Source organism: Paraburkholderia sp. RL17-381-BIF-C (genome assembly GCF_046026435.1).
Classification (GTDB): domain Bacteria; phylum Pseudomonadota; class Gammaproteobacteria; order Burkholderiales; family Burkholderiaceae; genus Paraburkholderia.
Genome location: NZ_JARESX010000003.1, coordinates 211435 through 236125, shown reverse-complemented (window position 1 = coordinate 236125; position 24691 = coordinate 211435). Strand labels below are relative to the sequence as shown.

27 protein-coding genes and 1 pseudogene are annotated in these 24691 nt (G+C 64.5%); 16 read left to right on the top strand and 12 right to left on the bottom strand.

What is annotated here, in order from left to right; genetic code table 11:
- Positions 1 to 383: 383 nt before the first annotated feature.
- From P0D70_RS04025 to P0D70_RS04010, 4 genes are all read right to left on the bottom strand, one after another.
- Entirely contained in the window at positions 384 to 914 is a 531-nt protein-coding gene (locus tag P0D70_RS04025) for a GNAT family N-acetyltransferase (protein WP_408182824.1), read from the bottom strand.
- A 78-nt stretch (positions 915 to 992) separates the two neighbouring features.
- Entirely contained in the window at positions 993 to 1859 is an 867-nt protein-coding gene (locus P0D70_RS04020) for a helix-turn-helix domain-containing protein (RefSeq protein ID WP_408182822.1), read from the bottom strand.
- A 177-nt stretch (positions 1860 to 2036) separates the two neighbouring features.
- Positions 2037 to 2339 (bottom strand): addiction module antidote protein, encoded by a 303-nt coding sequence (locus P0D70_RS04015; RefSeq protein WP_091807306.1) that lies wholly within the window; start codon positions 2337 to 2339, stop codon positions 2037 to 2039.
- Entirely contained in the window at positions 2336 to 2707 is a 372-nt protein-coding gene (locus P0D70_RS04010; RefSeq protein ID WP_408182819.1) for a type II toxin-antitoxin system RelE/ParE family toxin, read from the bottom strand. The genes P0D70_RS04015 and P0D70_RS04010 overlap by 4 nt, the downstream gene beginning before the upstream one ends.
- A 291-nt stretch (positions 2708 to 2998) precedes the next feature.
- On the opposite strand from P0D70_RS04010, the gene P0D70_RS04005 reads away from it, so the two are divergent.
- The 6 genes from P0D70_RS04005 (at position 2999) to P0D70_RS03980 (ending at position 5969) form a co-directional block, all read left to right on the top strand.
- Entirely contained in the window at positions 2999 to 3367 is a 369-nt protein-coding gene (locus P0D70_RS04005; protein WP_408182817.1) for a nuclear transport factor 2 family protein, read from the top strand.
- Positions 3368 to 3392: 25 nt separating this feature from the next.
- Positions 3393 to 3809 (top strand): hypothetical protein, encoded by a 417-nt coding sequence (locus P0D70_RS04000; RefSeq protein WP_408182815.1) that lies wholly within the window; start codon positions 3393 to 3395, stop codon positions 3807 to 3809.
- 106 nt (positions 3810 to 3915) lie between these two features.
- Positions 3916 to 4380: an RbsD/FucU family protein gene (locus P0D70_RS03995; protein WP_091807314.1), complete on the top strand. Its 465-nt coding sequence runs from the start codon at positions 3916 to 3918 to the stop codon at positions 4378 to 4380.
- A gap of 164 nt (positions 4381 to 4544) precedes the next feature.
- Positions 4545 to 4952 (top strand): VOC family protein, encoded by a 408-nt coding sequence (locus P0D70_RS03990; RefSeq protein WP_091807316.1) that lies wholly within the window; start codon positions 4545 to 4547, stop codon positions 4950 to 4952.
- Positions 4953 to 5174: 222 nt separating this feature from the next.
- Positions 5175 to 5633 (top strand): DoxX family protein, encoded by a 459-nt coding sequence (locus tag P0D70_RS03985; protein WP_091807318.1) that lies wholly within the window; start codon positions 5175 to 5177, stop codon positions 5631 to 5633.
- A 63-nt stretch (positions 5634 to 5696) separates the two neighbouring features.
- The gene (locus P0D70_RS03980; protein WP_408182811.1) at positions 5697 to 5969 is read left to right on the top strand and encodes a hypothetical protein; all 273 of its coding nucleotides are present in this window, start codon (positions 5697 to 5699) and stop codon (positions 5967 to 5969) included.
- Positions 5970 to 6118: 149 nt separating this feature from the next.
- On the opposite strand, the gene P0D70_RS03975 is transcribed toward P0D70_RS03980, so the two are convergent.
- Positions 6119 to 7606 carry an MFS transporter gene (locus tag P0D70_RS03975; RefSeq protein WP_408182809.1) on the bottom strand — a complete coding sequence of 496 codons (1488 nt, stop codon included), beginning with the start codon at positions 7604 to 7606 and terminating at the stop codon, positions 6119 to 6121.
- Positions 7607 to 7776: 170 nt separating this feature from the next.
- A complete protein-coding gene (locus P0D70_RS03970; protein WP_408182806.1) occupies positions 7777 to 9078 on the bottom strand; it encodes an MFS transporter in 1302 nt (433 codons plus the stop codon).
- 396 nt (positions 9079 to 9474) lie between these two features.
- On the opposite strand from P0D70_RS03970, the gene P0D70_RS03965 reads away from it, so the two are divergent.
- Positions 9475 to 10227 (top strand): response regulator transcription factor, encoded by a 753-nt coding sequence (locus P0D70_RS03965; protein WP_408182804.1) that lies wholly within the window; start codon positions 9475 to 9477, stop codon positions 10225 to 10227.
- A gap of 21 nt (positions 10228 to 10248) precedes the next feature.
- Here the strand turns inward: P0D70_RS03965 and P0D70_RS03960 are convergent, their stop codons facing one another.
- Positions 10249 to 11154: a dihydrodipicolinate synthase family protein gene (locus P0D70_RS03960; RefSeq protein ID WP_408182801.1), complete on the bottom strand. Its 906-nt coding sequence runs from the start codon at positions 11152 to 11154 to the stop codon at positions 10249 to 10251.
- Positions 11155 to 11501: 347 nt separating this feature from the next.
- On the opposite strand from P0D70_RS03960, the gene P0D70_RS03955 reads away from it, so the two are divergent.
- The 6 genes and pseudogenes from P0D70_RS03955 to P0D70_RS03930 all read left to right on the top strand — a co-directional run bounded on the left by P0D70_RS03955 (position 11502) and on the right by P0D70_RS03930 (position 16485).
- Entirely contained in the window at positions 11502 to 12458 is a 957-nt protein-coding gene (locus P0D70_RS03955; RefSeq protein WP_408182797.1) for a 4-hydroxyproline epimerase, read from the top strand.
- Positions 12455 to 13585 (top strand): NAD(P)/FAD-dependent oxidoreductase, encoded by a 1131-nt coding sequence (locus P0D70_RS03950; protein ID WP_408182792.1) that lies wholly within the window; start codon positions 12455 to 12457, stop codon positions 13583 to 13585. The genes P0D70_RS03955 and P0D70_RS03950 overlap by 4 nt, the downstream gene beginning before the upstream one ends.
- The gene (locus P0D70_RS03945) at positions 13575 to 13853 is read left to right on the top strand and encodes a (2Fe-2S)-binding protein (protein WP_091807336.1); all 279 of its coding nucleotides are present in this window, start codon (positions 13575 to 13577) and stop codon (positions 13851 to 13853) included. The genes P0D70_RS03950 and P0D70_RS03945 overlap by 11 nt, the downstream gene beginning before the upstream one ends.
- Before the next feature lie 82 nt (positions 13854 to 13935).
- A complete protein-coding gene (locus P0D70_RS03940) occupies positions 13936 to 15222 on the top strand; it encodes an FAD-dependent oxidoreductase (RefSeq protein ID WP_408182789.1) in 1287 nt (428 codons plus the stop codon).
- Positions 15223 to 15376: 154 nt separating this feature from the next.
- Positions 15377 to 16144, top strand: a complete 768-nt coding sequence (locus P0D70_RS03935; protein ID WP_091809195.1) for an AraC family transcriptional regulator — start codon at positions 15377 to 15379, stop codon at positions 16142 to 16144.
- 10 nt (positions 16145 to 16154) lie between these two features.
- Positions 16155 to 16485: pseudogene (locus P0D70_RS03930) on the top strand (hypothetical protein).
- A gap of 108 nt (positions 16486 to 16593) precedes the next feature.
- Here P0D70_RS03930 and P0D70_RS03925 read toward each other — a convergent pair.
- From P0D70_RS03925 to P0D70_RS03915, 3 genes are all read right to left on the bottom strand, one after another.
- Positions 16594 to 16854: a hypothetical protein gene (locus P0D70_RS03925; protein ID WP_091807340.1), complete on the bottom strand. Its 261-nt coding sequence runs from the start codon at positions 16852 to 16854 to the stop codon at positions 16594 to 16596.
- Between the two features lie 156 nt (positions 16855 to 17010).
- Positions 17011 to 17343: a YdgH/BhsA/McbA family protein gene (locus tag P0D70_RS03920; protein WP_408182783.1), complete on the bottom strand. Its 333-nt coding sequence runs from the start codon at positions 17341 to 17343 to the stop codon at positions 17011 to 17013.
- A gap of 191 nt (positions 17344 to 17534) precedes the next feature.
- Entirely contained in the window at positions 17535 to 19418 is a 1884-nt protein-coding gene (locus P0D70_RS03915) for a bifunctional sugar phosphate isomerase/epimerase/4-hydroxyphenylpyruvate dioxygenase family protein (protein ID WP_408182779.1), read from the bottom strand.
- A 320-nt stretch (positions 19419 to 19738) separates the two neighbouring features.
- Here P0D70_RS03915 and aroQ point away from each other — a divergent pair, with 320 nt between their 5' ends.
- From aroQ to P0D70_RS03900, 3 genes are read left to right on the top strand one after another with little or no spacing between them, the layout of a single operon-like run.
- Positions 19739 to 20194, top strand: coding sequence for a type II 3-dehydroquinate dehydratase (gene aroQ / locus P0D70_RS03910; protein WP_408182777.1), 456 nt, complete (start codon positions 19739 to 19741; stop codon positions 20192 to 20194).
- A complete protein-coding gene (locus P0D70_RS03905) occupies positions 20191 to 21069 on the top strand; it encodes a shikimate dehydrogenase (RefSeq protein ID WP_408182773.1) in 879 nt (292 codons plus the stop codon). Before aroQ ends, P0D70_RS03905 begins: the two co-directional genes overlap by 4 nt.
- Positions 21070 to 21114: 45 nt before the next feature.
- Positions 21115 to 22491: an MFS transporter gene (locus P0D70_RS03900; protein ID WP_091807351.1), complete on the top strand. Its 1377-nt coding sequence runs from the start codon at positions 21115 to 21117 to the stop codon at positions 22489 to 22491.
- A 72-nt stretch (positions 22492 to 22563) separates the two neighbouring features.
- On the opposite strand, the gene P0D70_RS03895 is transcribed toward P0D70_RS03900, so the two are convergent.
- Both P0D70_RS03895 and P0D70_RS03890 read right to left on the bottom strand, forming a co-directional pair.
- Entirely contained in the window at positions 22564 to 23259 is a 696-nt protein-coding gene (locus P0D70_RS03895) for a TetR/AcrR family transcriptional regulator (RefSeq protein WP_091807353.1), read from the bottom strand.
- A 94-nt stretch (positions 23260 to 23353) separates the two neighbouring features.
- Entirely contained in the window at positions 23354 to 24634 is a 1281-nt protein-coding gene (locus tag P0D70_RS03890; protein ID WP_408182769.1) for an NAD(P)/FAD-dependent oxidoreductase, read from the bottom strand.
- Positions 24635 to 24691: the final 57 nt, after the last annotated feature.

Below are 24691 nucleotides of genomic sequence, written 5' to 3'. Positions count from 1 at the left end.
CGATGCAAACCGAATTTTCCGCCACCCCGGATTTTTGTCTGATCCATGAAAACCCTTGTACTACGGGCTTTTCGCTCTTTCGTCTGAGCAAATAGGGCGGACCCATCAAGTGCCGGTAATTCCCGGTCAAGTTAGAAAGGAAATAGAAAGCGAGGTCAATATAAAGTAATAAATTCCGCTCTTTGACGGCGCTTTGGGGACAAAACAGAGGTGTAACAGGTTGGTGCGGCCCCAGTTACAAACGAGGCCGGATTTGTAACTTCTTGTGTAACTTCGCTCGGGTGGTGCGGTGGACACGCTCGACTTCGACGCGAAACGTCGGCCGCAGAGGTGCTGCTGAACGGCGGGGAAAGTGGCGCGGGTCGCCGCGCGGTCACGGCCTATTAGATAAACAGGGCCATCAGATCGGCGTCGTGGAAGACCCCGCCGACATTCAGCGCTCCGACTTCGCAGCCATATTGGCGAAAGCCGAGCGACTCGTAAAGTCTCCTCGCGGCCTCGTTGCGGCTGCCGACTAATAACTGGATTTGCCTCAGGTCGTCCATATTCGACGCCCGCCTCAGCAACTCCTTCAGCAACGCGCGCCCGACGCCACGGCCGGCAGCCTCCGGCGCGACATACATGCCGACCACGGCGGCCTTATGCCGCTGTTTGTCGCTCGGGATCCGGATCAGTCCAACCACGCCGATCAATGGTGTTCCCGCCGATGCGTAAGCGCCGAGCAAGAAGTCACCTTCGGCCGCACGCGAGCCGTCCAGCATTGCATTGTGTTGCGACGGACCTTTGGCGAATGCTTCTTCGTAACTCTGGCCGAACGAATCCGGATGCGCTTTCAGTCCACGCGGCCGCAGGTGGAAGTAGTCGTCGCGGTCTTCGGGACCGAGTTGGCGTACGAGTACAGCGTTCTCGCTCAAGTGTCTCTCCGTGTGGGGCCGGTGATTGAAAGGCTGAAAGACTCGATATCGAACTGCGACCTGTCTGTCACGGTCAGGCTATGGTTGGCGGGCCGCCTCGGCGCGCTGGCTTTCGCCGAAATCGCGCAATGCCGTAGCGGTTCGCGGGTCGGCCGGAAAGAATGCCTCGATGGCGAGTTCCGAGAGCGTCACGTCCACCGGCGTGCCGAACACGGTGGTCGTGCTGAAAAACGATAGCACGCCGATCGGCGTGCGCAGCCGCAGCGGTACTGCAATCTGGTTGACGGCGGTGTTGTCGTGCTCGGTCGCATCCGCGCCCGGCGGCGCGGGGTACGCCGCCAATTCGTCGCGCAGCGCGCTCAACGTGTCGTCCCCGCTCACGTCGATTTGCCGCTGAAGTCGCGCGAGTATGTGCTCGCGCCATGCATGCCAATTGATGATGGACGCGGCGATACCGTCCGGATGCAGGCTCAGGCGCAGTGCGTTGACCGGCGGCTTCAGCAGTTCCGGACTTGCGCCGTTCAGCAAAGGCGCAAGCGCGCCGTTCGAGGCAACGATGGTCCAGTGCCGGTCGATGGCAAGCGCCGGGTAGGGTTCGTGTCCTTTCAGCACCAACTCGACCGCCTCGCGTGCAGCGGCCAACTGCGGATCCGATAGCGGGCGTTCCCGGAACAGCGGCGCGTAGCCTGCGGCGACCAGCAGTGCATTGCGCGCGCGCAGCGGCACGTCGAGCCGTTCAGCAAGATGCATGACCATTTCCCTGCTCGGCACCGCGCGGCCTGATTCGACGAAGCTCAGATGCCGGGTCGAAATTTCGGCTTCGGCGGCGAGCAGCAACTGGCTCATTCTTCGACGCTGTCGCCATTCGCGCAGCAGGTCGCCGACCGTGCGGCTCGCCGCCGGCAAGTGCGGCGGGACGGGTTGCGCAAGAGAGAGTGTGTTCATGCCACCGATCATAGCCAAACCGCGCTAGCGATCCATTACCTCAGAGGTAATGGAATACCCCGTAACACCGCGGAATACCGTCTGCCACGCCTACGAAACTTCGGAAAGAGCCGTGACACCGTAGTAAGCCGCGGCATATCGACGAAATGGCAAAGCCGACAGAGCGGGACACCCGACTCAGACCGCCGCCACGCCTTCCGGTACCACGTTGAGTTTGACCCCGAGCGCACGCAGCAGTTTGAGCACCGTGTCCATACGCGGTTTGGAGCCGGGTGCGAGCGTTTTGTAGAGGCTTTCGCGCCCAAGTCCGGCATCTGCCGCGACCTTGGTGATGCCGCGCGCTTTGGCGATGTCGGCGATCGCGGCGAGCAGGACGTCGGCGTCGCCTTCTTCGAGTGCTGCGTTGAGATACTCGGCGATCATTTCCTCGCTATCGAGGTAATGCGACGCGTCGAACCGTGCGGTTTTGATTCTGCTCATGACAGTTCCTTTCTGATTGCTGCCCACATTGTTTTGGCATGCTTGATATCGGCCGGCTGGGTGGATTTGTCGCCACCGCATAGCAGCAGATAGATCATGCCTTTTTCACGCGCGAAGTAGACCCGATAGCCGGGGCCACAATCGATGCGCATCTCGGACACACCTTCTTCAAGCAACTTCACGTCGCCGAAATGCCCGCGTTCCGCACGCCGGATACGCACGAGTATTTTCGCCCTGGCTCTTAAATCGGAGAGCCGTGCAAGCCAGGTGTCGAACTCATCGGTGCGGTTGAGCGTGCACTCATGTGGCGAACCGATCTGCTGAGAATTGTATCCATGTAGATACGATCTTGCAAGTGTAAAAACCATATTGAAAAAGCGTCCCCGTGCCCGTGTTTGTTGAGTGCGTCACAAGCCACACGCCAGCGCCGCGCAGCCCCCATTGCCACACGAGATTAGCGGCTGCCGCCGCGGCTGACGACTCGGCCGGATGGCCAATCCGGCGCTCGACGCGATGCGCTCGCGCCGCAGCGCAAGACTGCTTACCTCTCAGGTAATCGACGCACCGCGCCCCGGCCCTCAAGCTTCAATCCGAGCCCGCCGCACACGACCGTGTCTGCCGAGCGTAGTGCTCAGTCATGCCAATGAAGGAGTCTTGAGATGAATGCGCATACCGATCTGATCAACCGTTATTTCGACGCATGGAACGAAACCGATGGCGCGCGCCGTCGCGAGTTGATCGCCGCGGCATGGAGCGCCGACGCCGATTATTGCGATCCGCTGCTGGCGGGCTCGGGCCACGAAGGCATCGACGCGATGATCCGGGCGGTGCATGAGCGCTTCCCGCATCACACGTTTCGGCGTACAGGCCAGGTTGACGGCTTCGCCAACCGGCTGCGCTTTTCCTGGGAGCTGATCACGCCCGCGGGCGAGGCGGTCGTGAAGGGGTCGGACTTCGGTGTGGTCGATCCAAACGGACGCTTGCAAACGGTCACCGGCTTCCTCGATCAGGTGCCGGACGGCGCCTGAGCATCGCTTCTTGACGGAGAAGATCATGGACGAGCCCGCCGTCGCCACGGGTCCACAAACGGCCATCGCGTTCGCGCGCCTGACGGGCGCCGTCGACTCGCTGTCCAGCGCAATCGCCGGCTTTGCGCTGCTCGGCGGAGCGCGCGCGTTCATGTTCATCGCGTTGCTGGGCTGGCGCGAGCCGGTGCTCGGCGGCGCGGGTCTCGTGCTGCTGGCGCTGGTCGGCTGGTTGCGTTGGCAATGCGGTAACGGCGCGGCCGCGTCCGCCGTGCAGAACACGCGCCGCTGCAACCACTCAGCGTGCCGTCGCCGAGCGTCGCCTTCACCGGATGCGCGCAACATTGCTTGCTACAATCGTTCGCTGGAATGCGATTCGAAGCGCTGTCCCGTCTTCGTCGAGCCGAGTGGCTGCCGCTTCGGCCCGATTCGAACACGGGCGTGACGCGGGTGCTTCGCGCATCTGCAAACCAACGTCCAGATCCTGGCGCCCAGCCGGTGATCGGACCTAACCGGACCAACCGGACCTAACCGGAACACAAGGAGACACCGTGCTGAAGAATCTGGACCCGCTGCTCAACGCCGACATACTGCATGCGCTACGCTCGATGGGCCACGGCGACGAACTCGTCATTTGCGACGCCAATTTCCCGGGCGACTCGGTTGCGCGCGAGAGCGTGCTTGGCAAGGTGCTGCGCCTCGACGGCGTGAACGCGCCGCGGGCGATTCGCGCGGTGCTTTCGGTAATGCCGCTGGACACGTTCATCGAGCACCCCGCGTCGCGCATGGAGGTGGTGGGCGAGCCGCACACGATTCCGTCGGTGCAGCGTGAAGCGCAGATCGAGGTCAATGCCGCGGAAGGGCGCGATGTGCCGTTTGCGTCGATCGAGCGGTTTGCGTTTTATGAGCGGGCGCGCAAAGCGTATTGCGTGATCGCCACCGGCGAAGCGCGCGGCTACGGTTGCTTCGTCTTCACGAAGGGCGTTCTGCTCGCCCCGGACGCGCCGCAGTCGTAACCCGGGCCTAAGTGTCGCGGCAAGCGCGGGTGTGAGGTCATGAGCGCCATCTGCCGGCAGCCGTACGCGAATGTCGCGCGCGTGCTGATTTTTCGTCTGGCCGCTGTTGGCGGATCGGCCCGATTCGTCAACAGGCATCGGCTCACATCACGGTGACTGAAGCCATGAGCTTTTCTATAGAAAGTCTCGATCATCTCGTTCTGAACGTGGCCGACGTGGAAGTCAGCGCCGCGTGGTACGCGCGCATGCTCGGCATGCGGCGCCACGAGTTCGAATCGCGCACCGGCACGCGGGTCGCGATGACCTATGGCAATCAGAAGATCAACCTACGTCCCGTGGCGGCCGACACCGTCGCGTGGTTCACCGGCCGCGAGGCGGTGCCCGGCAGCGCCGATCTGTGTTTCGTCACGACCACGAGCCCGGCCGAGGTCAAGGCGCATTGGCTTGCCCAAGGCGTCGAAATCGAGGCCGGACCCGTGGAGCGCGACGGCGCGCGCGGCAAGATGACTTCGGTGTATTGCCGCGATCCCGACGGCAATCTGATCGAAGTTGCGACCTATCCTCGAGCATAAGCGCGTCGGCGATTCCGCCCGCGGCAGGTACCGCCGAGGCGAGCCTGCGGCCCTCGCGAGCCCCTTTTTCTCGCCCCGCACGCGGCGCGCCGTGTGCCCGCGCACCTTGGCCCGAGTTTGGGAGCTTGGAAAAGGCGGGCAATGCACATATTCTCAGATGCGATACGGGGAACTGCGGCCTCCCGGCCGGGTCTGCTGCTTATTCATCTACAGGAGCCCCTCATGACGCGTCCCGTCGATTCCGGCGTAATTCTCATCGCGCGTATTGCCCTTGCCGTGCTGTTCCTGTGGGGCGGTGTGATGAAACTGCTGGGCTATGCGGGCTTTGTCGGCTACCTGCATTCGAAGGGCGTGCCGTTCGTACAGGTCGCCGCGCCGATCGCCGTCGCCGTCGAGGCGCTCGGCGGTCTGTTGCTGATCGTCGGCTTCAAGGCGCGCCCGCTCGCGCTCATCATGGCCGTGTACACGGTGGCGACGGCGGTTCTCGGCCACGATTTCTGGAATGTCACCGACGCCGCCTTGCAACGCGACATGGTGATCCATTTCTGGAAGAACATCGGTATTGCCGGTGGTTTCCTGCTGCTGTTCGTGACTGGCGCGGGCCGCATCAGCATCGACGGCGCGCGTCCCGGAGGCAATTCTCTCGGCGCTCGCTCGCCGCGCGGCGGGCTTGGTCTTTGAAGCAGCAGTAAGGTAGTCTGTGCGAGTCGCTTTCGATTCCAGCTGTAACCAAGGGAGCAAATAATGATTCAAAGTTTTGAGCAAACCATTGGCGGCAAGGCCACGCAATTGTGCGCGAGTCTCGGTGAAGGGCCCACGCCGCATCGAGTGATTATCAGTCTGGCCGATTCGGCGACAACCCTGGTGATTCTGGACGCATCCGGAATCATCAGCACGATCAAGGCCGAGATCGAGGAGCCGGAGAAACTGATCGCCGACGCCATTGCCAAAGCGCAAAACGAAGGCCTGATCGAGCGCGCAATCGACACCGGCACGATCCAGGAAGCGTCGCTTTAAGTCGGGCGGCGCGGCGTCGGCGGGCAGGGCGTCGCTGGCACTTGCCGCCGGCATCGCGCTAATCGCCAGTGTGAACCCAGACCAACCCCCGCCATGCACGCGCATGGCGGGGGTTATTTTTTGCGCGCCCAATACAGCGGGCGGAACGCTTAGTTCGATTCGCCGACCCGCTCGCGGCCGGCAACGCGAAGCGCGGAGTCCGACGACTGCGGCTGCGGACGCACGAAGCAGCTCAGCACGCCGCCGAGCACCAGCAGAGCGACTGAGACGGCGGTCGCCGCCTGCATACCCGAGACGATTTGCGTAGCAGCCGCGCCGCTCGCCAGTGCGCCGAAGGCCGCCACGCCGACCGCGCCGCCGGCTTGCCGCGCTGTGTTCAACACGGCGGAAGCCGTACCGGCGCGTTTCGCGTCGGTCGAGGCCAACACGGCGGTGGTCATTGCGGGAACCGCGAGGCCCATGCCCGACGGAATCAGCAGAAACGGCAGCAGCAAGCCAATGAGCGGCGTGCCGGCGTCGACGAAATGCAGCAGGCCGTAGCCGAGACCGGCGGTGATCGCGCCCGCGATCATCGGCGCCCGTATGCCGAAGCGGCCGACCACCCAGCCGCTTGCCACATTCGACAGCAGAAACCCGCCCGTCAATGGGAGAAAGGCCAGGCCGGCCTGCAACGGCGTATAGCCGCGCACGCGCTGCAAATACAGGCTCAGCACGAACACCATGCCGTAGTAGGTCAGGTTCACGCAGATGCCGAACAGCACCGCCACGCTGAAGGAGCGTTTGCGAAAGAGCGAGAGCGGCAGCATCGGCGCCGCGGCGCGCGACTCCACGGCGATGAAGGCGCCTGCGGCGACTAGCGCCAGCACGAAACCGCCGGCGACGAGCGGGTGACCGAGGCCGAGCGGCCGCCATTCGATCACAGCGGCGACGAAGGCGGTCAGCGCGACGACGGCCAGACACTGACCGCTCAGATCGACGCCGCGCGGCCTTGCGTGAGCCGTTGTGCCCGCCGCTAATTGCAGCCCCGGACGACGCACGGCGGTCTCGGGCCGCGGCACCCATAACAAGGTCGCGAGAAAACCGGCGGCGCAGATCGGCAGATTGACGAGAAAAATGCTGCGCCAGCCGAACGCCGCGATCAGCACGCCGCCGACCACCGGTCCCGCGGCGATCGAAATCGCCCCCGCGGCAGTCCACAGCCCGACCGCGCGAGCCCGGAGCTTGGGATCGTGTCCGTACGACTGATTGAGCAGCGCCAGCGAATTCGGCAGCATGGCGGCGGCGCCGACGCCTTGCAGCGCGCGCGCGGCGACCAGCAGGGCCGCGTCGAGCGCAAGGCCGCAGGCGAGCGACGCGAGTGCGAACAGCACGATCCCGGCGGCGTACAGGCGCCGCGCGCCGAAGCGGTCGCCGAGCGCGCCGGCGGACAGCATCAGCACGGCGAACGCGAGCGTATAGGCATCGACGACCCATTGGAGGCCTGCCACATTCGCATGCAGGTCCGCGCCGATTTTCGGCAGCGCGATGTTGACGATAGTGACGTCGAGTTGCGTGACGACGAAGCCGACGCTGACTGTCGCGAGGACACGGCCGAGGGCCGGCGAATGGGGGAGATGAGGGGAGTTCATGCGATACATCGTAGAGCCGATGCGGCGCATGATGTTTCGCGGCGGCGTGAACTGTGGATGTCGCCAGAAGCGCGTGACGCCGACCTCAATGCAAACAAAAACGGCGCGCCGTGTGGCGCGCCGTCATTGCGAAGCAGAAGCGGAGACCGGAAGCGGAAAACAGCAGCAAAAGCCGCCGATCAGCGCGTTTGCGGCGCGTCCTTGATGAACAGCGTGGTCAATGCTCCGAGAATGCAGATTGCGCCGACGTACATCGGTGCGGCCATCGGGTTCGACTTCATCATCAGCGACACGGCGATCGGCGTCAGGCCGCCGAAAATCGCGTAGGCCACGTTGTACGAGAACGAGATGCCCGAGAAGCGCACCACCGGCGGGAACGCCTTGACCATCACGAACGGGATCGCGCCGATCACGCCGACGAACAGGCCAGCCAGCGCGTACAGCGGCAGCAGCGCCGAGCTATCGAGCGCGAGCTGCTGGAACATCACGTAGTACGTCACGGCCAGCGCCAGGCCGCCGATGAAAATGGTGCGCCCCGCGCCAATGCGGCCGGCAATCGAGCCCGCCATCACGCAACCGATCGTCAGGCACAGCGTCGCCACGCAGTTCGCCAGCAACGCAGTGGCCGGCGCGATATGAAACTGCTTTTGCAGCAGCGTCGGCGTCATCAGAATCACCACGACGATCGCGGCCGACAGCATCCACGTGAGCAGCATCGAGACGATCACGGCGCGGCCGTGGTCGCGCAGCACGGCCTTGAGCGGAACTTCGGCGGCAATCGCCTTGCGTTGCTTGAGTTCGGCGAACACCGGCGTTTCATGCAGCCAGCGGCGCAGGTAGACCGAGAACATGCCGAACACGCCGCCCACCAGGAACGGAATACGCCACGCGTAAGCGGAGATTTCCGCCGGCGCGAAGTTGCGGTTCACCGCCGAGGCGATCAGCGAGCCGAGCAGAATGCCCGCCGTGAGGCCGGCCGTCAGCGTGCCGCACGCATAGCCGACGTGCCGCTGCGGCACGTGCTCCGACACGAATACCCATGCGCCCGGGACTTCGCCGCCGACCGCCGCGCCTTGCATTACGCGGAACAGAAGCAGCAGGACCGGCGCCAGCACGCCGATGCTGGTGTAAGTGGGCAGCAGACCCATCATCAGCGTCGGCACGGACATGAGCAGCACGCTCAGCGTGAACATGCGCTTGCGGCCGAACAGATCGCCGAAATGCGCCATGATGATGCCGCCGAGCGGCCGGGCCAGATAGCCCGCGGCGAAGATGCCGAAGGTTTGCACCTGGCGCAGCCAGTCCGGCATCGCCGCCGGGAAAAACAGCTGGCCGATCGCCGGCGCGAAGAATACGAAGATGATGAAGTCGTAGAACTCCAGAGCCCCGCCGAGGGCGGCGAGGCCGAGCGTCTTGTAATCGCTGCGCCCAAGAGGGCGTGGGGTGACAGCCTGCGCTCCACCCAGATTTGTCGCTTGCATTGCTTGTGTCTTTTCTTGAATTGGGAGCCACACGTAGCGCGTGGAAACACGGCGGTCGTCGGGCGAGAAGTGTGGCAGGCGCTGGGTAGAGCACGGGACACCGGCGCGCCGGCCCGGGTTGGGGCAAGCACGATGACGACTGGGGCCAGGCGGGGATTTTACAGGATGAAAGCGGATCGTTTCTGGAGGTGCTTAATTGGACTGAAAAAGTTCCGCAAAATGCGCTTTTTCGTAGCATTGACGATGGCGCCATCAGAATCGTCGCAACCGAGTATGGGAATACGCGCCAGTGGTGTCGGGGTCGGCGGATTCATATGCAAATTAGGACTGCTCCTATGGGATGGCGCGGGCGTGCCTCTGAGAATCGCGTCCGAGCTATCAGTTAAGAGTTATCCCATGCGCATTGCCATCCTTCAACGTGACCCGGTCATGCGTCAGTCGATCGAACGGGTCCTGACGTCCGCCGGTCACACCTGCACGGCTTTCGACGACGGCTTGAGCATGTCGAGAATGCTCGCGCGCTCCACCGTGGATCTGCTGGTGCTGGACTGGCAGGGACTGCGGCTCTCGGGCGGCGAGGTTCTACGGGCGGCGCGTGCGGTGGGCGGCGACCGTCTGCCGGTGATGTTCGCCTCGGCGGACATGGCGGAGGACCATGTCGTGCGCGCCTTCGTTGCCGGCGCGGACGACTATGTCGGGTTGCCGCTGCGCGCCGCCGAGTTTCGCGAGCGGGTTGCTGCGCTGCTGCGGCGAGCGTATCCGGACAGGTTCAGTGCCGCGAGTTTCGACGTGGGCCCGTACCATTTCGACACGCGCCGCCAGCTCGTCATGCTGCGCGGCCAGCCGGTCCAGCTATCCGGCACGCAGTACCGGCTGGCGTCGTTGTTCTTCTCCAATATCGGCCGCGTGCTGTCACGCGATCACATTTTCGCAATGGTATGGGGGCGCGAATTCCGCGAGTTCACCCGCACGATCGACAGTCACGTTTCGCGGCTGCGCCTGCTGCTCGAGATCGAGCCGCAAAACGAATTCCGGTTGCAACCGGTTTATAAAAGCGGCTACAGGCTGCTGCATCTGCGCCGCGGCGAATCAGTCGACGCAGACGCAGAGGCAGACGTCGACGCCGACACCGAGAAGCAGGCAGCCTGAGGCCGATCCGGTCAGATCAGATCAGATTTGCGGCAGCGTGGGCCGTGTTTCGATCGACTTGCGAATCAACGCTTCGACCGCTTTGCGTTCGTCGCCCACCAGCGGCAGGCGCGGCGGCCGCACCGGTTCGGTACCCAGTCCGACGATCGTTTCGGCGAGTTTGATGTTCTGCACCAGCTTTGCCGAGACGTCGAGTGCGAGCAGCGGTGCGAACCAGCGGTAGATCGCTCGCGCTTCCTCGAGGCGTCCCGCCTTCAACAACTTGTAGATCACCACCGTCTCACGCGGAAACGCACACACGAGACCGGCCACCCAGCCATGCGCGCCCATCAGGATGGCTTCCATGGCGAGATTGTCGACCCCGCACAGAATCGCGAAGCGGTCGCCGACCACGTTGATCAGGTCGGTCACGCGCCGCACGTCGCCGCATGACTCCTTGATCGCGACGATCTTCTTCTCGTCGGCGATTTCCGCGAACATGTCGGGCGTCATGTCGACGCCATAGGCGAGCGGATTGTTATAGATCATCAACGGCAGTTCGCTCGCGTCGGCGACGCTGCGGAAATGGTGCAGTGTCTCGCGGCGGTCCGACAGATAGCGCAGTCCCGGCAGCACCATGTAACCGGCCGCGCCATGGCGGCTGCCGGCTTCGGCCTGACGACAGGCGTCGAGCGTGCTGTTTTCGGCGATCGTCAACAGGACCGGCACACGGCCGCGCGAGGCCTCGACGGCGATGTCGAGCACTTGCAGCTTTTCATCCAGCGAGAGTGTCGACGCTTCACCCAGCGATCCGCACACAATGATGCCGTCCACTCCCGCGTCGATCTGCGCTTCGATATTCTTACCGGTCCATACGCGGTCTATGCTGAAATCCGCGTTGAATTTGGTGGTGACTGCGGGCAATACGCCTTCCCAGATATGCGCCACGACTGCTCTCCTGAGTGTGATGTGTTCCAGCGCAGTGTAAGCAGGGAAAATCCTGCCGTCTTGCGTGAATCGCGCGCGGCGAATGACGATTTCAGCATAACCGCTTTGCCTGAAGCGTCGCCGGGTCAAGGCGTATCCCTTATTTTGGGATAAGACGCGAAGTGAGTCGAAGTGCATGGCTGGCACGACGCCACCCGCGGCAGGCCGCTCTCCGTGCGCGTCCGGCAGACGCTGCCGGACCGCCATCTGTCGAGCGCGCGAGGTCGCCGCACGTTCAGTTGACTATGCCGAAATCGTCACAATCCGCGCTTAAGCACACCAAGACTCGGCTGTCCGCCGTTTCTACCATGACGATCATGAAAACCTTAAACATCATCGACTCGCACACCGGCGGTGAGCCGACCCGCCTCGTGGTGTCGGGCGGCCCGGATCTCGGCGGCGGTACGCTGGCGCAACGGCTCGAAGTATTCCGCACGCACTTCGACGACTGGCGCGCGGGCATCGTCACCGAGCCGCGCGGCTCGGATGTGGTGGTGGGCGCGCTGCTCTGCGAGCCCGACGATCCCACGTGCGCGGCCGGCGTGATCTTTTTCAACAACGTCGGCTACCTCGGCATGTGCGGGCACGGCACGATCGGGCTCGTCGTCTCGCTCGCGCACCTGGGACGGATCGGGCCGGGGCGCCATCGGATCGAGACGCCGGTCGGCGTTGTCGAAGCGACGCTCAACGAGGATGGCAGCGTCGCCGTACGCAACGTGCCGGCCTATCGCTATCGCGAGTCCGTCCAGGTGGAGGTGCCGGGCCACGGCGTGCTGACGGGCGACATCGGCTGGGGCGGCAACTGGTTCTTTCTCGTCGCCGATCATGGGCGCGCGTTGGAGGCTTCGCGTATCGGCGAATTGACGACGTTCAGCGGAGCGATTCGCGACGCGCTGATCGCACAGCGCATCTCCGGCGCGGAGGGTGCCTTGATCGACCACATCGAACTCTTTGGCCCCGGTTCGCGCGACGGTATCGACAGCCGCAGCTTCGTGCTCTGTCCCGGCAATGCATACGACCGCTCGCCATGCGGCACGGGCACCAGCGCCAAAGTGGCCTGTCTCGCCGCCGACGGCAAGCTGGCCGAAGGGGCCGTGTGGCGGCAGGAAAGCATTATCGGCAGCGTGTTCGAGGCGAGCTATCGCCATGCCGGCGACGCCGTCCACGTGATTCCCACCATTACCGGCCACGCCTACATTACGGCGGAAGCGCGCCTGTGCTTCGACGAGCGTGATCCCTTTGCGTGGGGCATCCGCACGGCATGACGGCAGACGTGTTGATCGTCGGGGCCGGCATTGTCGGCGCGGCTTGCGCGGCGGAACTGGCGGCGCTCGGCATGCGGGTCGACGTGTTCGACGCGCGGGGCATCGGCGGCGGAGCGACGGCGGCGGGCATGGGCCACATCGTCGTGATGAACGACTCGCCGGCGGAATTCGCGCTGAGTCGGTATTCACGAGACTTGTGGCTCGAACTCGCGCCGCAACTGCGCGCGCGCGACGCGTTCGCGCGCTGCGGCACGCTCTGGGTCGCAGCGGACGAAGAAGAGCAACATGCCGCCCGCGCGATGCATGCCGCGTTCGAGGCTCAAGGCATGACAGCGCAACTGCTCGACGCGGCCGCGTTGCGGGCTTGCGAGCCGGCACTGGCGGCGTCGATGGCGGGCGGTTTGCGCATTGAACACGACAGCATCGTGTATGCGCCGACCGTCGCCGAATGGCTGCTGACGCAATCGCCGGCCGCCACGAATATCCGCGTGCGCCTGGGTGCGGAGGTGACCTCGATCGGCGCGAGCGGCATCACGCTTGCCGACGGCGAACGTGTCGGCGCGGCGCACGTCGTCGTTGCCAATGGTCTGGGCGCGCAGCACCTCGTGCCGTCGCTGCCGCTGCAGCCGAAAAAGGGCCACCTGCTGATCACGGACCGTTATCCTGGCCTGATCCGGCATCAGCTGCTGGAACTCGGCTACATCAAGAGCGCGCATCACGCGGCGGGCACGTCGGTGGCGTTCAATGCGCAACCGCGGCCCACGGGGCAATTGCTGATCGGCTCGTCGCGCCAGTTCGACAGCACCGATCCCGCCGTCGACATGCCTGTGCTCGCGCAGATGCTGCAGCGCGCCGCGCACTACCTGCCGGTGCTGCCGACGCTCAACGGCATTCGCGCGTGGACCGGATTTCGCGCGGCCACGCCGGACGGCCTGCCGATGATCGGCGCGGCCGGCGATTTCGCGCCCGGCGTATGGCTTGCCGTCGGGCACGAGGGCCTCGGCGTGACGACCTCGCTCGCGAGCGCGAAGCTGCTTGCCGCGCAGATCGTGGCGAGCGTCGCGCCGATTGCGGTCGAGCCTTATCTACCTGAGCGTTTTGCCCGAAAGGTGGCCCATGACTCGTAGCAGCGACGCGGCAAGCATCCACTTGACGATCGACGGCCGGAGTATCGCTGTCGCGCCCGGCACGACCGTGGCCGCTGCGCTCGTGCTGGCGGGTATTCGCAGCACGCGGATCTCGGTGAGCGGCGAGCCTCGCGCCGCGCTGTGCGGCATGGGCGTGTGCCAGGAATGCCGTGTGACGATCGACGGGCGGGCGCATGTGCTGGCTTGCCAGGCCGTGTGCCGGCAGGACCAGGTCGTTCGTACCAACGTTGCGGTGAACATGCCTTGAAACAGCCATTCGACATCGAAGGCGGAGGGCGTTCTCTGGCGCAATCCCGTCTCGGCCGACTCGACGACGCGCCAGCCACACTATGAAACAACACTTCGAGATCGTCATTGTCGGCGCGGGTCCGGCCGGCTTGAACGCCGCGCACGCTGCCGCGCGCGCGGGAGCCACGGTCGCTCTGCTGGACGACAATCCACGCGCCGGCGGCCAGATCTGGCGGCAAGGTCCGGGCGATTCGCCGCAAGCGCCGTTGCGTCACCTCCTCGACGCGCTGAGCGGGCAAGGCAACCTCACGCATTGGCCGTCGTCTCGCGTGGTTGCGCCGCTGGATTCACGCGGGTTGTTGCTCGAATCCGCGCAACACGGCGGCGCGTGCATCACGTATGAGCGCCTGATCCTTGCGACCGGCGCGCGAGAACGGCTTTTGCCGTTCCCAGGCTGGACATTGCCGGGCGTGACCGGCGCGGGCGCGCTGCAGGCGCTCATCAAGGGCGGCATGCCGGTGCGTAGCGAGCGGATCGTGATTGCCGGCAGCGGTCCGTTGCTGATCGCCGCGCTCGCCACGGCGCGCGCGGCGGGGGCGCAGGTGGTGGCGGTGGTGGAGCAGGCGTCGGCGTTCGACGTCGCGCGTTTCGGCGTCTCCCTGCTGGCCGAGCCCGCCAAGTTGCGGCAAGCCGTCGGCATGACGCGCGGGTTCGCGGGCCTGAATTACTGGACCAGCAGTATCGTCGAAGCGGCGCATGGGGACGGCCGCGTCGAGCGTGTCACCATCGTGCGCGGGCCGGGGAGGCGGCGCGTCACCCTCGATTGCGACCGCATCGCGTGCGGCTATGGGCTCGTGCCGAACGTCACGCTGGCGCAAGCGCTCGGCTGCGCGATCGGCGAGGCGGGCGAGATTGTCGTCGACGGCGAACAGCGCACATCGGTGGAGAACGTGTTCGCGGCGGGCGAGTGTACCGGGGTCGGCGGCGCCGAGCTGGCCGGTGTGGAGGGCGAGATCGCCGGCCTCGCTGCAAGCGGCGCGGCAGCGGTCCACGCGGCGCTCGACACGCAGCGGGCGCGATGGCGCGGGTTCGGCCGACGCGTCGACGCGGCCTTCGCCCTGCGCGCCGCCGCACGCACGCCGCCCGCTGACGCCACGCTGCTGTGCCGCTGCGAGGACGTGAGCATCGGCGAAGTCCGCGAGTTTGCGAACTCGCGCGACGCCAAGCTGCATACCCGCTGCGGCATGGGCGCCTGTCAGGGAAGGATTTGCGGCGCGGCGGCGAGCCTGTATTTCGGTTGGGAGGCCGCGGCGCCGCGCCCGCCTTTCAGCCCGGCGCAAATCGGCACCTTGATGGCGGCGAATGTGGAGCCGCCGCCAACCGAATAAGCCGTTCGCCCACCGGCCGTGTGGACGCTGGCCGGCGGATATTGTTCGGCCGCGGCGCGGACCTATAATCGACCGCACGCGTCGACCGCCAGCCTGCAACGGCGGTCGTGCCCCCCAATGCCCCATCAACGCACGGACCAACGAGACCCGCATGATGAACACGCTGGCTCATCCGCTCGATACGGACGACGCAACGCTGTCCGGCATGCTGTCGCACTTCAGGCTGCTGGAGCCGGTGTTCGACGCGATGCCGGATGTCGTGTTCTTCGTCAAGGACGCCGAGGCGCGCTATGCGCTGGTGAACCGCACGCTCGCGTCCCGCTGTGGCTTCAAGGAAAAGGCGGCGCTGCTCGGCAAGACCGCCGAGGACGTGTTTCCGCGCCGCTTTGGGCGCATCTATACGGCGCAGGACAAGGCGATCATCAACGTCGGCAATCAGCTGATCGACCAACTGGAACTGCATCTGTATCCCGGCAGGCAGCCGGGCTGGTGCCTGACCTGCAAGCAGCCGCTGCGGGATGCGGCGGGCAAGGTGGTCGGCCTCGCCGGCATTTCCCGCGACCTGAAAGCGGACGAAAGCAGTCATCCGGCCTACAGCCGACTCGCCGCGGTGGTGCAGTCCATCCAGGCCAACTACGTTCAGCCTTTGAATCTGAAGCAGCTTGCGGCGATGGCCGATATGTCGGTCGCGCAACTGGAGCGCTATTTTCACAAGGTGTTTCATCTGACGCCGCGCCAGGTCTTGCTGAAGGCCCGGCTTGACGCCGCGACGGCGCTGCTGGTCTCGCACGACAAGGTCACCGACGTCGCCGCGCTGTGCGGCTACACCGACCACAGCGCGTTCACGAGACAATTCAAGGCGACCGTCGGCGTGACGCCGACCGAATACCGCATGCTGCTGCACGGCACTTCGCGGAGCTGAATCGCCGGACATGGCTCGTCGCAAGCATCACTACTATGTCTACGTCGTCGCGCTGGACGACAAGGTGTGGAACGAGGCGCGCTTTCGGCGCGCGAATCCGGACTACCGGTTCGACAAGCCTTGCGTCTATGTGGGAATGACGGGACTGGACCCGGGATCTGCGCTTTGACCGGCATAAGGCCGGCATTCAGGCCAATCGCTATGTGCGCGATTACGGGTTGCGGCTCGTGCCTGAGTTATATGAGGTGTTCAATCCCATGCCTTACCGCGGCGCACAGGATATGGAAGTGGAACTGGCGATTGGACTGCGCGAAGCGGGCTACGGGGTGTGGCAGGCGTGAGTTGCGCGATCCGGCCGTGGCGTTTGTCCGCGGGGCTCGTCACCGCTTCACCGCCTAAGGGGCTCAAGCCTGGGCGCGCGCCTTTGAATGCGGTTATCGCGGCGCGCGTTACTTCACACCGAGGCCACGCAGCACGGCGTTGCCTTCAGGCGTCAAACGGATATGCGAATTGCCGGCGTCGCTGGAAACCGTTTCAATCAGTCCGGCTTCGTGAAGCTGCGGAATCTCGGGTTTGGCGGACGCGTCGATCGGCGCGTGCAGCAACAGCAGCAACGTCGCCAGTTCGTGGTGGCTCAGCAGGCGGCGCAGGATGGTAGGCCGCTTTGCCGGCGCCGCGGCGTCGTTAGTGTTCGAATCGGGCTGGTTCATGGTGCGCACCTTGTGCGGGTTAGTGTCGACTGGATGATGCGGACGAAGTCTTAAACGATTCTTAAGACACCATTATCCTGTAACACCGTGACACGAAGATTGCACCGACCCAAGTTACCGTTTGTCACACTTACACGCGCTTTCGGCCGCAAACCCTTACGGGGCGCAGGTTTTGCCCGCTGTCTCGATCCACAGGTTGTTCACGTGGCGTTTGCCCGCGTAGAAACGGTAAGTCGTGGCGCCATTGTCGCTGCGTACCTTGACGATATTCGAATCGCCGAAGTCGAGCATCTGGCCTTGCGGAATCGCCGTGGATTTGAACGCGGCGTTGTGGCTGGAGGCCACTTGCGTCAGACACGAGACCACGTCGTTGACGGAGCGCTGCGTGGTGGTGTCCGCGACGGGCTCGCCGGCATCCGGATTCTTCTGGAAGTACGCACACGCGCTGAGAAGCAGGGGAATTGACAGGACTACGGCAAACTTCTTCATATCTCTCCTGGCGTTACATTCGGCTGACAGTACGTGCGACGCCCGCACATGGCACAGCCGCGCGGCATGGACCGCGAAATCAGGCGCCATTATATCGGTGCGGCGCGGCTCCCCAGTCGATGCCGCACGCGCCGTGCCCGGCTGGCCCCGCTGGACGGACCTTCCTGTGCCTGTCCAACCCGCCGGAAAGCCTATTTGCGGCGCTGCGCTTGCGCGGCAAGCCGCACGGCGGCATTGGCCGCGCCATAGCCGTCGTAACCGCCGCGCCGCTCGACGATTTCCATGAAGAAACGCTGGTCGAGCTGTTCCGTGTAAGCGTGGAAAAATTCGCCACCCCGCTCGTCGCGGTCGTACAGGATGTTATTGGCGCGCAGCGCCTCCAGCGTCTCGTCCGGCAAGGCGTAGCGAGCGGCGAGATCCTCGTAGTAATTGCGTGGAATGCGCAACACCGGCAAGCCGTCGGCGACGAACTCGGGCATCGCGCTGAAAATGTCGCCAGTGCTGAAAGCGACGTGGTTCAGGCCGGACCCGTGATACGTGTGCAGCGCCTCGGCTACCGCCGTGTGATGGTCCACGGAGGCATTCAGCACGATGCGCACCGAGCCGTCGCGGCTGCGCAGCGCGCGGCTGCGTACGAGACCGTAGGGATCGGGCACCAGCACGCCTGGTTCGGCGTCGAACCCCAAGGCGGTTCGCAGGAACAGCACCCACGTATCCAGCGAATTCGCCGGCACCGACAGGCAAACATGGTCGATACGGCTGAGCGGCCCGACTTCGGTCGGACCGTTGATGTCGGTGAGAACGAAATCGGCCTCGAACAGGGTGGGCTGATCCGGCGTTTCGTCGACGAAATAATTCAGGCTGCTGTCCGGCGCCTGCACGGCGGGCAGCACGCGTTCGTTCGGCCCGATCTGCCCGGAGAACGGCGCGTAGCCGAAGCCGGCGGCGCGCTCGAACGCCTGATGGGCGTCGTCCACGCGAAACGCCGACGCGCACAGCGACAAACCATGCTGCTGGAAAAACGCATTGGCGAACGAATCCGGCTCGGCGTTCAGCACGATCGAAGCCGCGCCGTGCTGGTAAAGCGTGACCTCTTTCGAACGATGCCGGCCGGCCTCGCGAAAGCGCAGTTTGCCGAGCCAGTCGACGAGTTGCGCGCGCGTGCCGTGGTCGACCGCGAATTCGAGAAACTGATAGCCGACGTGCGCGGGCGCCGCAGGCGAGCGGTACAGGTCGCCGACCGGCTGCTGCGTGGATTCGAGCAGCGCGCGGGTCTGTTCCTCGAGGAACAGCAGCGAACGATGGCCGTCCGCGGCCGTGATGGTGGTGGGCGCGGCGCGGAAGCCGTCGTTGAAGATTTCCAGTGAAAGCGGCCCGCTGTAGCCCGTTTTCACGACCTGCGCGGTGAAATTGGCGAGATCGAAATCGCCCTGGCCCGGGAAGCAGCGATAGTGGCGGCTCCATTCGAGCACGTCCATGGCGAGCTTCGGCGCGTCGGCGATCTGCACGAAGGCGATGCGTTCGCCCGGAATATCGGCGATACCGTCCACCGTGTCGTTCAACGAAAGCGTGTGAAAGCTGTCGAGCACGAGCCCGAGATTGGGATGATTGACGGCATTCACGAGTTTCCACGCGTGCCGGTACGTCTTGACGTGTTTGCCCCACGCGAGCGCTTCGTAGCCCGCGATCACACCGGCAGCCTCGGCGGCGCGGGCCAGGGCGCCGAGCTGGTCGGTCATCAGCGAATCGTCGCCGATGGTGTCGGGCGACACGTTGCTGCACACCAGAATGCGGTCCGTACCCAGTTCATGCATCACGTCGAACTTGCGCTTTGCGCGGTCGAGATTGCGCTCGAGGCGCTCCGGGCTGACACCGTCGAAATCGCGAAACGGCTGAAACAGCATGATCTTCAGCCCGAGATCTTCGGCGATGCGCCGCACGTCGGCGGGCGAACCGTCGAAATACAGCAAGTCGTTCTCGAAGATCTCGACGCCTTCGAAGCCCGCCGCCTGGATCGCGGTCAGCTTCTCGACAAGGGTTCCGCTGATCGACACGGTGGCAATCGAACGTTGCATGGACGGCTCCTGCAAAAACAATCAAACGGCTGTTGGATAAGGCGCGCAACGGCGTCTCGCGCGGCACTGGCAGGCGCCGGCGGCAGGCATGCTGCATTGCGCAAAATGGGCCAGTTCGTTACTTATGTCAGCAAGACACAGGTCACAATGGTCCACGCTAACCGAAGTTTCCGACAGTTTATACAAACTAACTAGATGGTACAAATTCGTAGAAACCCCGAATGACGACGGCGGCCAATGCGCGCACACTTCGGTCACGTTGCCAGAGCACCGCGGTCGCCGTGGTTGGCTTCAGGCCTCACTTTGCAGGAGTGGATCTCATGAGTTTTGCCTCCGTACTGGTCCTCAATGGACCGAATCTCAATCTGCTCGGCACGCGCGAGCCGACCTTCTACGGCTCGGAAACACTCGACGACGTCGCGAAACTCTGCCGCGATGCCGGCGAGCGGCTGGATCTGTCGATCGACTTCTGCCAGTCGAACGCCGAGCATCAACTGATCGACTGGCTGCACGCGTCGCGGACCAAGGTCGATGGCATCGTGATCAATCCGGCGGCTTACACGCATACCTCGGTTGCCATCGCCGACGCGCTTTCCGCGATCGAAAAGCCGGTGATCGAAGTGCATATTTCAAACGTGCATCGCCGCGAGGCGTTCCGGCACCACTCGTACGTGTCGGCGGTGGCGGAGGCGGTCATCATCGGTTGCGGCACGCAAGGCTATGTACTGGCGTTGGAGCGGATGGCCAGCATTCTTAAGCATAGGGCGGCGAAATGAACTCACAAGCGAACTCACAAGCAACACCTCATTCCTATCTGGTCGGTCTGATCGGATCGGGCATTGGCGGATCGCTGACGCCCGCGATGCACGAGGAAGAGGGCAGCAAGCTCGGCCTGCACTACGTGTACCGGCGTATCGACCTGGAAGCGTTGAAGCTCGACATCGCCGCCCTGCCTGATCTGCTCACGGCCGCCGAACGCATGGGCTTCAACGGCCTGAACATCACGTATCCGTGCAAGCAGGCCGTGATTCCCCTGCTCGACGAACTGTCCGACGACGCGCGCGCGCTCGGCGCGGTCAACACGGTCCTGTTCAAGGACGGCAAACGTATCGGTCACAACACGGACTGGTCCGGTTTCGCCCGCGCGTTCCAGCGCGGCTTGCCGGACGTGTCGCTGGAGCGCGTCGTGCAACTGGGCGCGGGCGGCGCCGGCGCGGCGGTCGCGCACGCCGCGCTGAACATGGGCGCGAAATCGCTCACGCTGTTCGATGTGGATGCTACGCGCGCCGCCTCGCTCGCTGAAGAATTGCAGACGCGTTTTCCTGCCGCCGCGGTCAGCGCCGGCAGTTCGCTCGCCGAGTCGCTCGCGGCCGCCAATGGCCTGATTCACGCCACCCCCACCGGCATGGCGAAATTGCCCGGCTTGCCGCTGCCGGTCGAATTGCTGCACCGCGATTTGTGGGTGGCGGACATCGTCTATTTTCCGATCCGCACCGCGCTGCTGGAGGCGGCCGAGGCAATCGGCTGCCGCACGCTGAGCGGTGGCGGCATGGCGGTGTATCAGGCGGTCGACGCCATGCGCATCTTCACTGGTCTCGAACCCGACGCCGAGCGGGTGTACAGCCATTTTCAATCGTTGTTGCAACGCTAAGCGGCAGCGCACCAACCGCTAACAAGCAGAGGAGACGATCACCACATGCAGCAACCCATTTCATCCACCCAGGCCGACGCCGCGACGCCGAAAGGCGCCGCGGTAAGCACCGCGCGCCGCTCGAAAGCCCGCTATCAGATTCTGGCGCTGCTCGCGGTCGGAACGATGATCAATTATCTCGACCGGACGGTGCTCGGCATCGCCGCGCCGCAGTTGACCAAAGAGCTCGGCATCAACGCCGCGCTCATGGGGCTGCTTTTCTCGGTGTTTTCGTGGAGCTATGTGGCCTCGCAGATTCCGGGCGGTCTGTTTCTCGACCGCTTCGGCAGCAAACTCACTTATTTTCTGTCGATGACCTTCTGGTCGCTGTGCACGCTCGCGCAAGGGCTGGTGCACGGCATCGGCGGGCTGTTCGCGTTCCGGCTCGGCCTCGGCGTCTCGGAAGCGCCGTGTTTCCCGACCAATAGCCGGGTGGTCGCCACGTGGTTCCCGCAGAGCGAACGCGCCATGGCGACGGGCACGTACACGGTCGGCGAATACATCGGCCTGGCTTTTTTCAGCCCGTTCCTGTTCATGCTGATGGGCGTTTTCGGCTGGCGCTCGCTGTTCTACGTGGTGGGCGGCGTCGGCCTCGTGTTCGGCGTGATCTGGTGGATGTTCTATCGTGAGCCGCGCGATCACCCGTCGGCGAATCAGGCGGAACTCGACTATATCGAAGCGGGCGGCGGTCTCACGAGCGCGAAGAAGAGCGGCGATGCATCGGACGCCACAGGTGCGGCGGCGAAGGCGAAGAGCGGCTTCGAATGGCGCACCATTGGACGGCTGCTCAAGCATCGTCAACTGGCCGGCATCTGTCTCGGCCAGTTCGCCGGTAACTCGACGCTGGTGTTCTTCCTGACCTGGTTCCCGACGTATCTCGCCACCGAACGCCACATGGCATGGCTGAAGATCGGCTTCTTCGCGATCATGCCATTCATTGCCGCTTCGATCGGTGTGATGTTCGGCGGCATTTTCTCCGACTGGCTGCTGCGCCGCGGCAAGTCGGCGAACGTGGCGCGCAAGCTGCCGATCATTGCCGGCCTGCTGCTCGCGTCGACCATCGTTCTCGCCAACTATGTCGAGAGCAACGTGGCGGTGATCGCGATTCTGTCGGTGGCGTTTTTTGCGCAGGGCATGGCGGCGCTGGGTTGGACGCTGGTGTCGGACATCGCGCCGGAAGGCCTGCTCGGCGTGACCGGCGGCATCTTCAACTTCGCCGCCAACCTGGCCGGCATCGTGACGCCGCTGGTGGTGGGTTTCATCGTCGCGGCGACGGGCTCGTTTGTCGGCGCGCTGGTGTTCATCGGCGCGATTGCGCTGGTCGGCGCGCTGTCGTATATCTTTATCGTCGGCGATATCAAGCGGATCGTGCTGGTGGATTGAGCGGTCCGGGACCCGACGAAAAAAACGGGACGTGGCGCGAGCTACGTCCCGTTTTTTACTTTGAGGCTCCCCTCAGTCGTCCTTGCGCACGAAACGCAGCACGGCGTCGACGATCATGGCGCGATGTCGCGCGCGCAAGCGCGGATGCGACGGATCGCGCCCGAACGCCGCGCCGAAGGTGTGGCGATTGCCGACGCGGTGAAAGCACAGCGAGCTGATCAGCAAATGCAGATCGATCGGATCGAGGTCGCTGCGGAATTGTCCGGTCGCGATACCGCGCTTGAGCAGATCTTCGATCGTATGAATCACGGTGACGTTGCGGCCTTTGAAGCTCTTGACCTGCTCGACGTACTTGGCGCCGTGAATATTTTCGATGGTGACGAGCCGCACGAAATCGCGCTGACGGTCGTGATAGTCGAACGTGAACTCGACTAGCGCGCGCATTCCCTCGATCGGGTCGAGTTCGCTGACGTGCAGATCCTGTTCGAGCGCGCGAATGTCTCCGTACACCTTTTCCAGCACCGCCTGGTACAACCCTTCCTTGCTGCCGAAGTAGTAGTACAGCATGCGCTTGGTGGTGTTCGTACGCTCCGCGATTGCGTCGACGCGCGCGCCCGTCAATCCCATCGCGGAGAACTCCTGGGTCGCGACCTCGAGGATGTTGCGCTTCGTCTGTTCGGGATCGTACTTGCGCCGGGTGTCGGTACGCGGACTGTCGGACGGGATGCCGTTGGTATCAGGCTCGGCAGCCTTGCTTCCCTTTTTCATTGTGTATTCGAGCGGCAGTGACGGCGCATTCTAGCATGGCCAAACTGGCGTCCGAGGCGGGTCCCGGGCATAAGCGGCCGTGTATTGGCCAACGTCAAACAGTGGGCCTGCGGCGCGCGGCGAGCGCGTCGCGCGTCTGCATCGCGGTGTAGGTGAGTTGCGCCGCCGCGAGACCCAACGCGCCATACGTCGGAGTCAAACCGAAAGACGCGAATGCCTCGGGCACCGGACGCTCGCCCGCAATGGCCGCCGCCAGCAGTTCGCCCGACACGGTGGTCGGCGCCATGCCGTGCCCGCCGAAGCCGACCGCATACCAGACGCCGTCGGTGCTGCGGCCGATTTGCGGCATCTTGTGCCGCGCATAGCTCATCAGGCCGCCCCATGCGTGTTCGATACGCACGTCGTGCAGTTGCGGATAAACCTTGAGCAGATCGCGCCGCAAGAGGCGCGCAATCACCTCGGGCGCGCGGTCACGCACCGAAATGCGGCCGCCCCACAGAATGCGCGTGTCGGGCAGCGGCCGGTAATAGTCGAAGGCGAAGCGGGTGTCGTAGACGGCGGCGCGGGTGTCGATCGCATCTTTCAGGCGTGCGCCGAGCGGCTCGGTGGCCATCACGTAGGTGGCGATCGGCAGCACCGCGCGTTCGACGCGCGGGTAGACGTGCCGCGCGTAGCCGCCGCCCGCCATCACGACGTGGCGTGCTTCCAGCGCGCCGTGCTGTGTGTGCACCACGAACCCGTCGCCATCTCGCTGCAGACGCACGACCGGCGAGTGCTCATGAATCTGTACGCCGCCATGGGCCGCGGCGCCGGCCACGCCGAGCACGTATTTGAGTGGATGAAAGTGGAACGCGTTGCGCTCGAACAGCCCGCCGTGATAACGGCGCGTCTTGAGTTGCGAAGCCAACTGTTCCGCCGTCACCGGTTCCCACTCGACGCCGAACGAATCGCGCATGAGGCGACGCTGCGACTCGAGCCGCGCCGGTTCGTCGAACCAGTTGGCGAGGATCACGCCGGCGTCGGTCGCGTCGCAGTCGATGCGATAGCGCGCGATGCGCTTTCTCATCAGATCGACGGCGTCGGTGGTCAGCGTGTACAGCTCGCGGGCGCGAGCCGCGCCAAGGGTTTTCAGCAGGTCGGCGCAATCGAGGCTGTAGCCGCCGAACACGAACCCGCCGTTGCGCCCGGAGGCGCCGAAACCGACCTGACGGGCTTCGAGCACGGTGACGTCGGCGACGCCCCGCTCGGCGAGTCCCAATGCCGTGGACAATCCCGCGAGACCGCCGCCGATGATGCAGACATGGGCGCTACGGCGCCCGGCCAGCGGCGCATAGGCGGACGAACGCGTGACAGTGGCTTCGTAAAAGCTTTGCATAGGGCTAGGGTAGCGGCAATCGCGCGCGTGCGTCCAGCCGTTGCGCGATCCGCTTGT

What these genes read in the sequence shown, in the direction of transcription:
- P0D70_RS04020 (WP_408182822.1), bottom strand. Translation starts at nt 1,859, where the DNA reads ATGAACACACTCTCTCTTGCGCAACCCGTCCCGCCGCACTTGCCGGCG.
- P0D70_RS03900 (WP_091807351.1), top strand. Translation starts at nt 21,115, where the DNA reads ATGCAGCAACCCATTTCATCCACCCAGGCCGACGCCGCGACGCCGAAA.
- P0D70_RS03955 (WP_408182797.1), top strand. Translation starts at nt 11,502, where the DNA reads ATGACGATCATGAAAACCTTAAACATCATCGACTCGCACACCGGCGGT.
- P0D70_RS03975 (WP_408182809.1), bottom strand. Translation starts at nt 7,606, where the DNA reads ATGTATCGCATGAACTCCCCTCATCTCCCCCATTCGCCGGCCCTCGGC.
- P0D70_RS03920 (WP_408182783.1), bottom strand. Translation starts at nt 17,343, where the DNA reads ATGAAGAAGTTTGCCGTAGTCCTGTCAATTCCCCTGCTTCTCAGCGCG.
- P0D70_RS03890 (WP_408182769.1), bottom strand. Translation starts at nt 24,634, where the DNA reads ATGCAAAGCTTTTACGAAGCCACTGTCACGCGTTCGTCCGCCTATGCG.
- P0D70_RS03985 (WP_091807318.1), top strand. Translation starts at nt 5,175, where the DNA reads ATGACGCGTCCCGTCGATTCCGGCGTAATTCTCATCGCGCGTATTGCC.
- P0D70_RS04000 (WP_408182815.1), top strand. Translation starts at nt 3,393, where the DNA reads ATGGACGAGCCCGCCGTCGCCACGGGTCCACAAACGGCCATCGCGTTC.
- P0D70_RS03925 (WP_091807340.1), bottom strand. Translation starts at nt 16,854, where the DNA reads ATGAACCAGCCCGATTCGAACACTAACGACGCCGCGGCGCCGGCAAAG.
- P0D70_RS03915 (WP_408182779.1), bottom strand. Translation starts at nt 19,418, where the DNA reads ATGCAACGTTCGATTGCCACCGTGTCGATCAGCGGAACCCTTGTCGAG.
- P0D70_RS03965 (WP_408182804.1), top strand. Translation starts at nt 9,475, where the DNA reads ATGCGCATTGCCATCCTTCAACGTGACCCGGTCATGCGTCAGTCGATC.
- P0D70_RS04015 (WP_091807306.1), bottom strand. Translation starts at nt 2,339, where the DNA reads ATGAGCAGAATCAAAACCGCACGGTTCGACGCGTCGCATTACCTCGAT.
- P0D70_RS03990 (WP_091807316.1), top strand. Translation starts at nt 4,545, where the DNA reads ATGAGCTTTTCTATAGAAAGTCTCGATCATCTCGTTCTGAACGTGGCC.
- P0D70_RS03905 (WP_408182773.1), top strand. Translation starts at nt 20,191, where the DNA reads ATGAACTCACAAGCGAACTCACAAGCAACACCTCATTCCTATCTGGTC.
- P0D70_RS03980 (WP_408182811.1), top strand. Translation starts at nt 5,697, where the DNA reads ATGATTCAAAGTTTTGAGCAAACCATTGGCGGCAAGGCCACGCAATTG.
- P0D70_RS03950 (WP_408182792.1), top strand. Translation starts at nt 12,455, where the DNA reads ATGACGGCAGACGTGTTGATCGTCGGGGCCGGCATTGTCGGCGCGGCT.
- P0D70_RS03940 (WP_408182789.1), top strand. Translation starts at nt 13,936, where the DNA reads ATGAAACAACACTTCGAGATCGTCATTGTCGGCGCGGGTCCGGCCGGC.
- P0D70_RS04010 (WP_408182819.1), bottom strand. Translation starts at nt 2,707, where the DNA reads ATGGTTTTTACACTTGCAAGATCGTATCTACATGGATACAATTCTCAG.
- P0D70_RS03945 (WP_091807336.1), top strand. Translation starts at nt 13,575, where the DNA reads ATGACTCGTAGCAGCGACGCGGCAAGCATCCACTTGACGATCGACGGC.
- aroQ (WP_408182777.1), top strand. Translation starts at nt 19,739, where the DNA reads ATGAGTTTTGCCTCCGTACTGGTCCTCAATGGACCGAATCTCAATCTG.
- P0D70_RS03895 (WP_091807353.1), bottom strand. Translation starts at nt 23,259, where the DNA reads ATGAAAAAGGGAAGCAAGGCTGCCGAGCCTGATACCAACGGCATCCCG.
- P0D70_RS03970 (WP_408182806.1), bottom strand. Translation starts at nt 9,078, where the DNA reads ATGCAAGCGACAAATCTGGGTGGAGCGCAGGCTGTCACCCCACGCCCT.
- P0D70_RS03935 (WP_091809195.1), top strand. Translation starts at nt 15,377, where the DNA reads ATGAACACGCTGGCTCATCCGCTCGATACGGACGACGCAACGCTGTCC.
- P0D70_RS04005 (WP_408182817.1), top strand. Translation starts at nt 2,999, where the DNA reads ATGAATGCGCATACCGATCTGATCAACCGTTATTTCGACGCATGGAAC.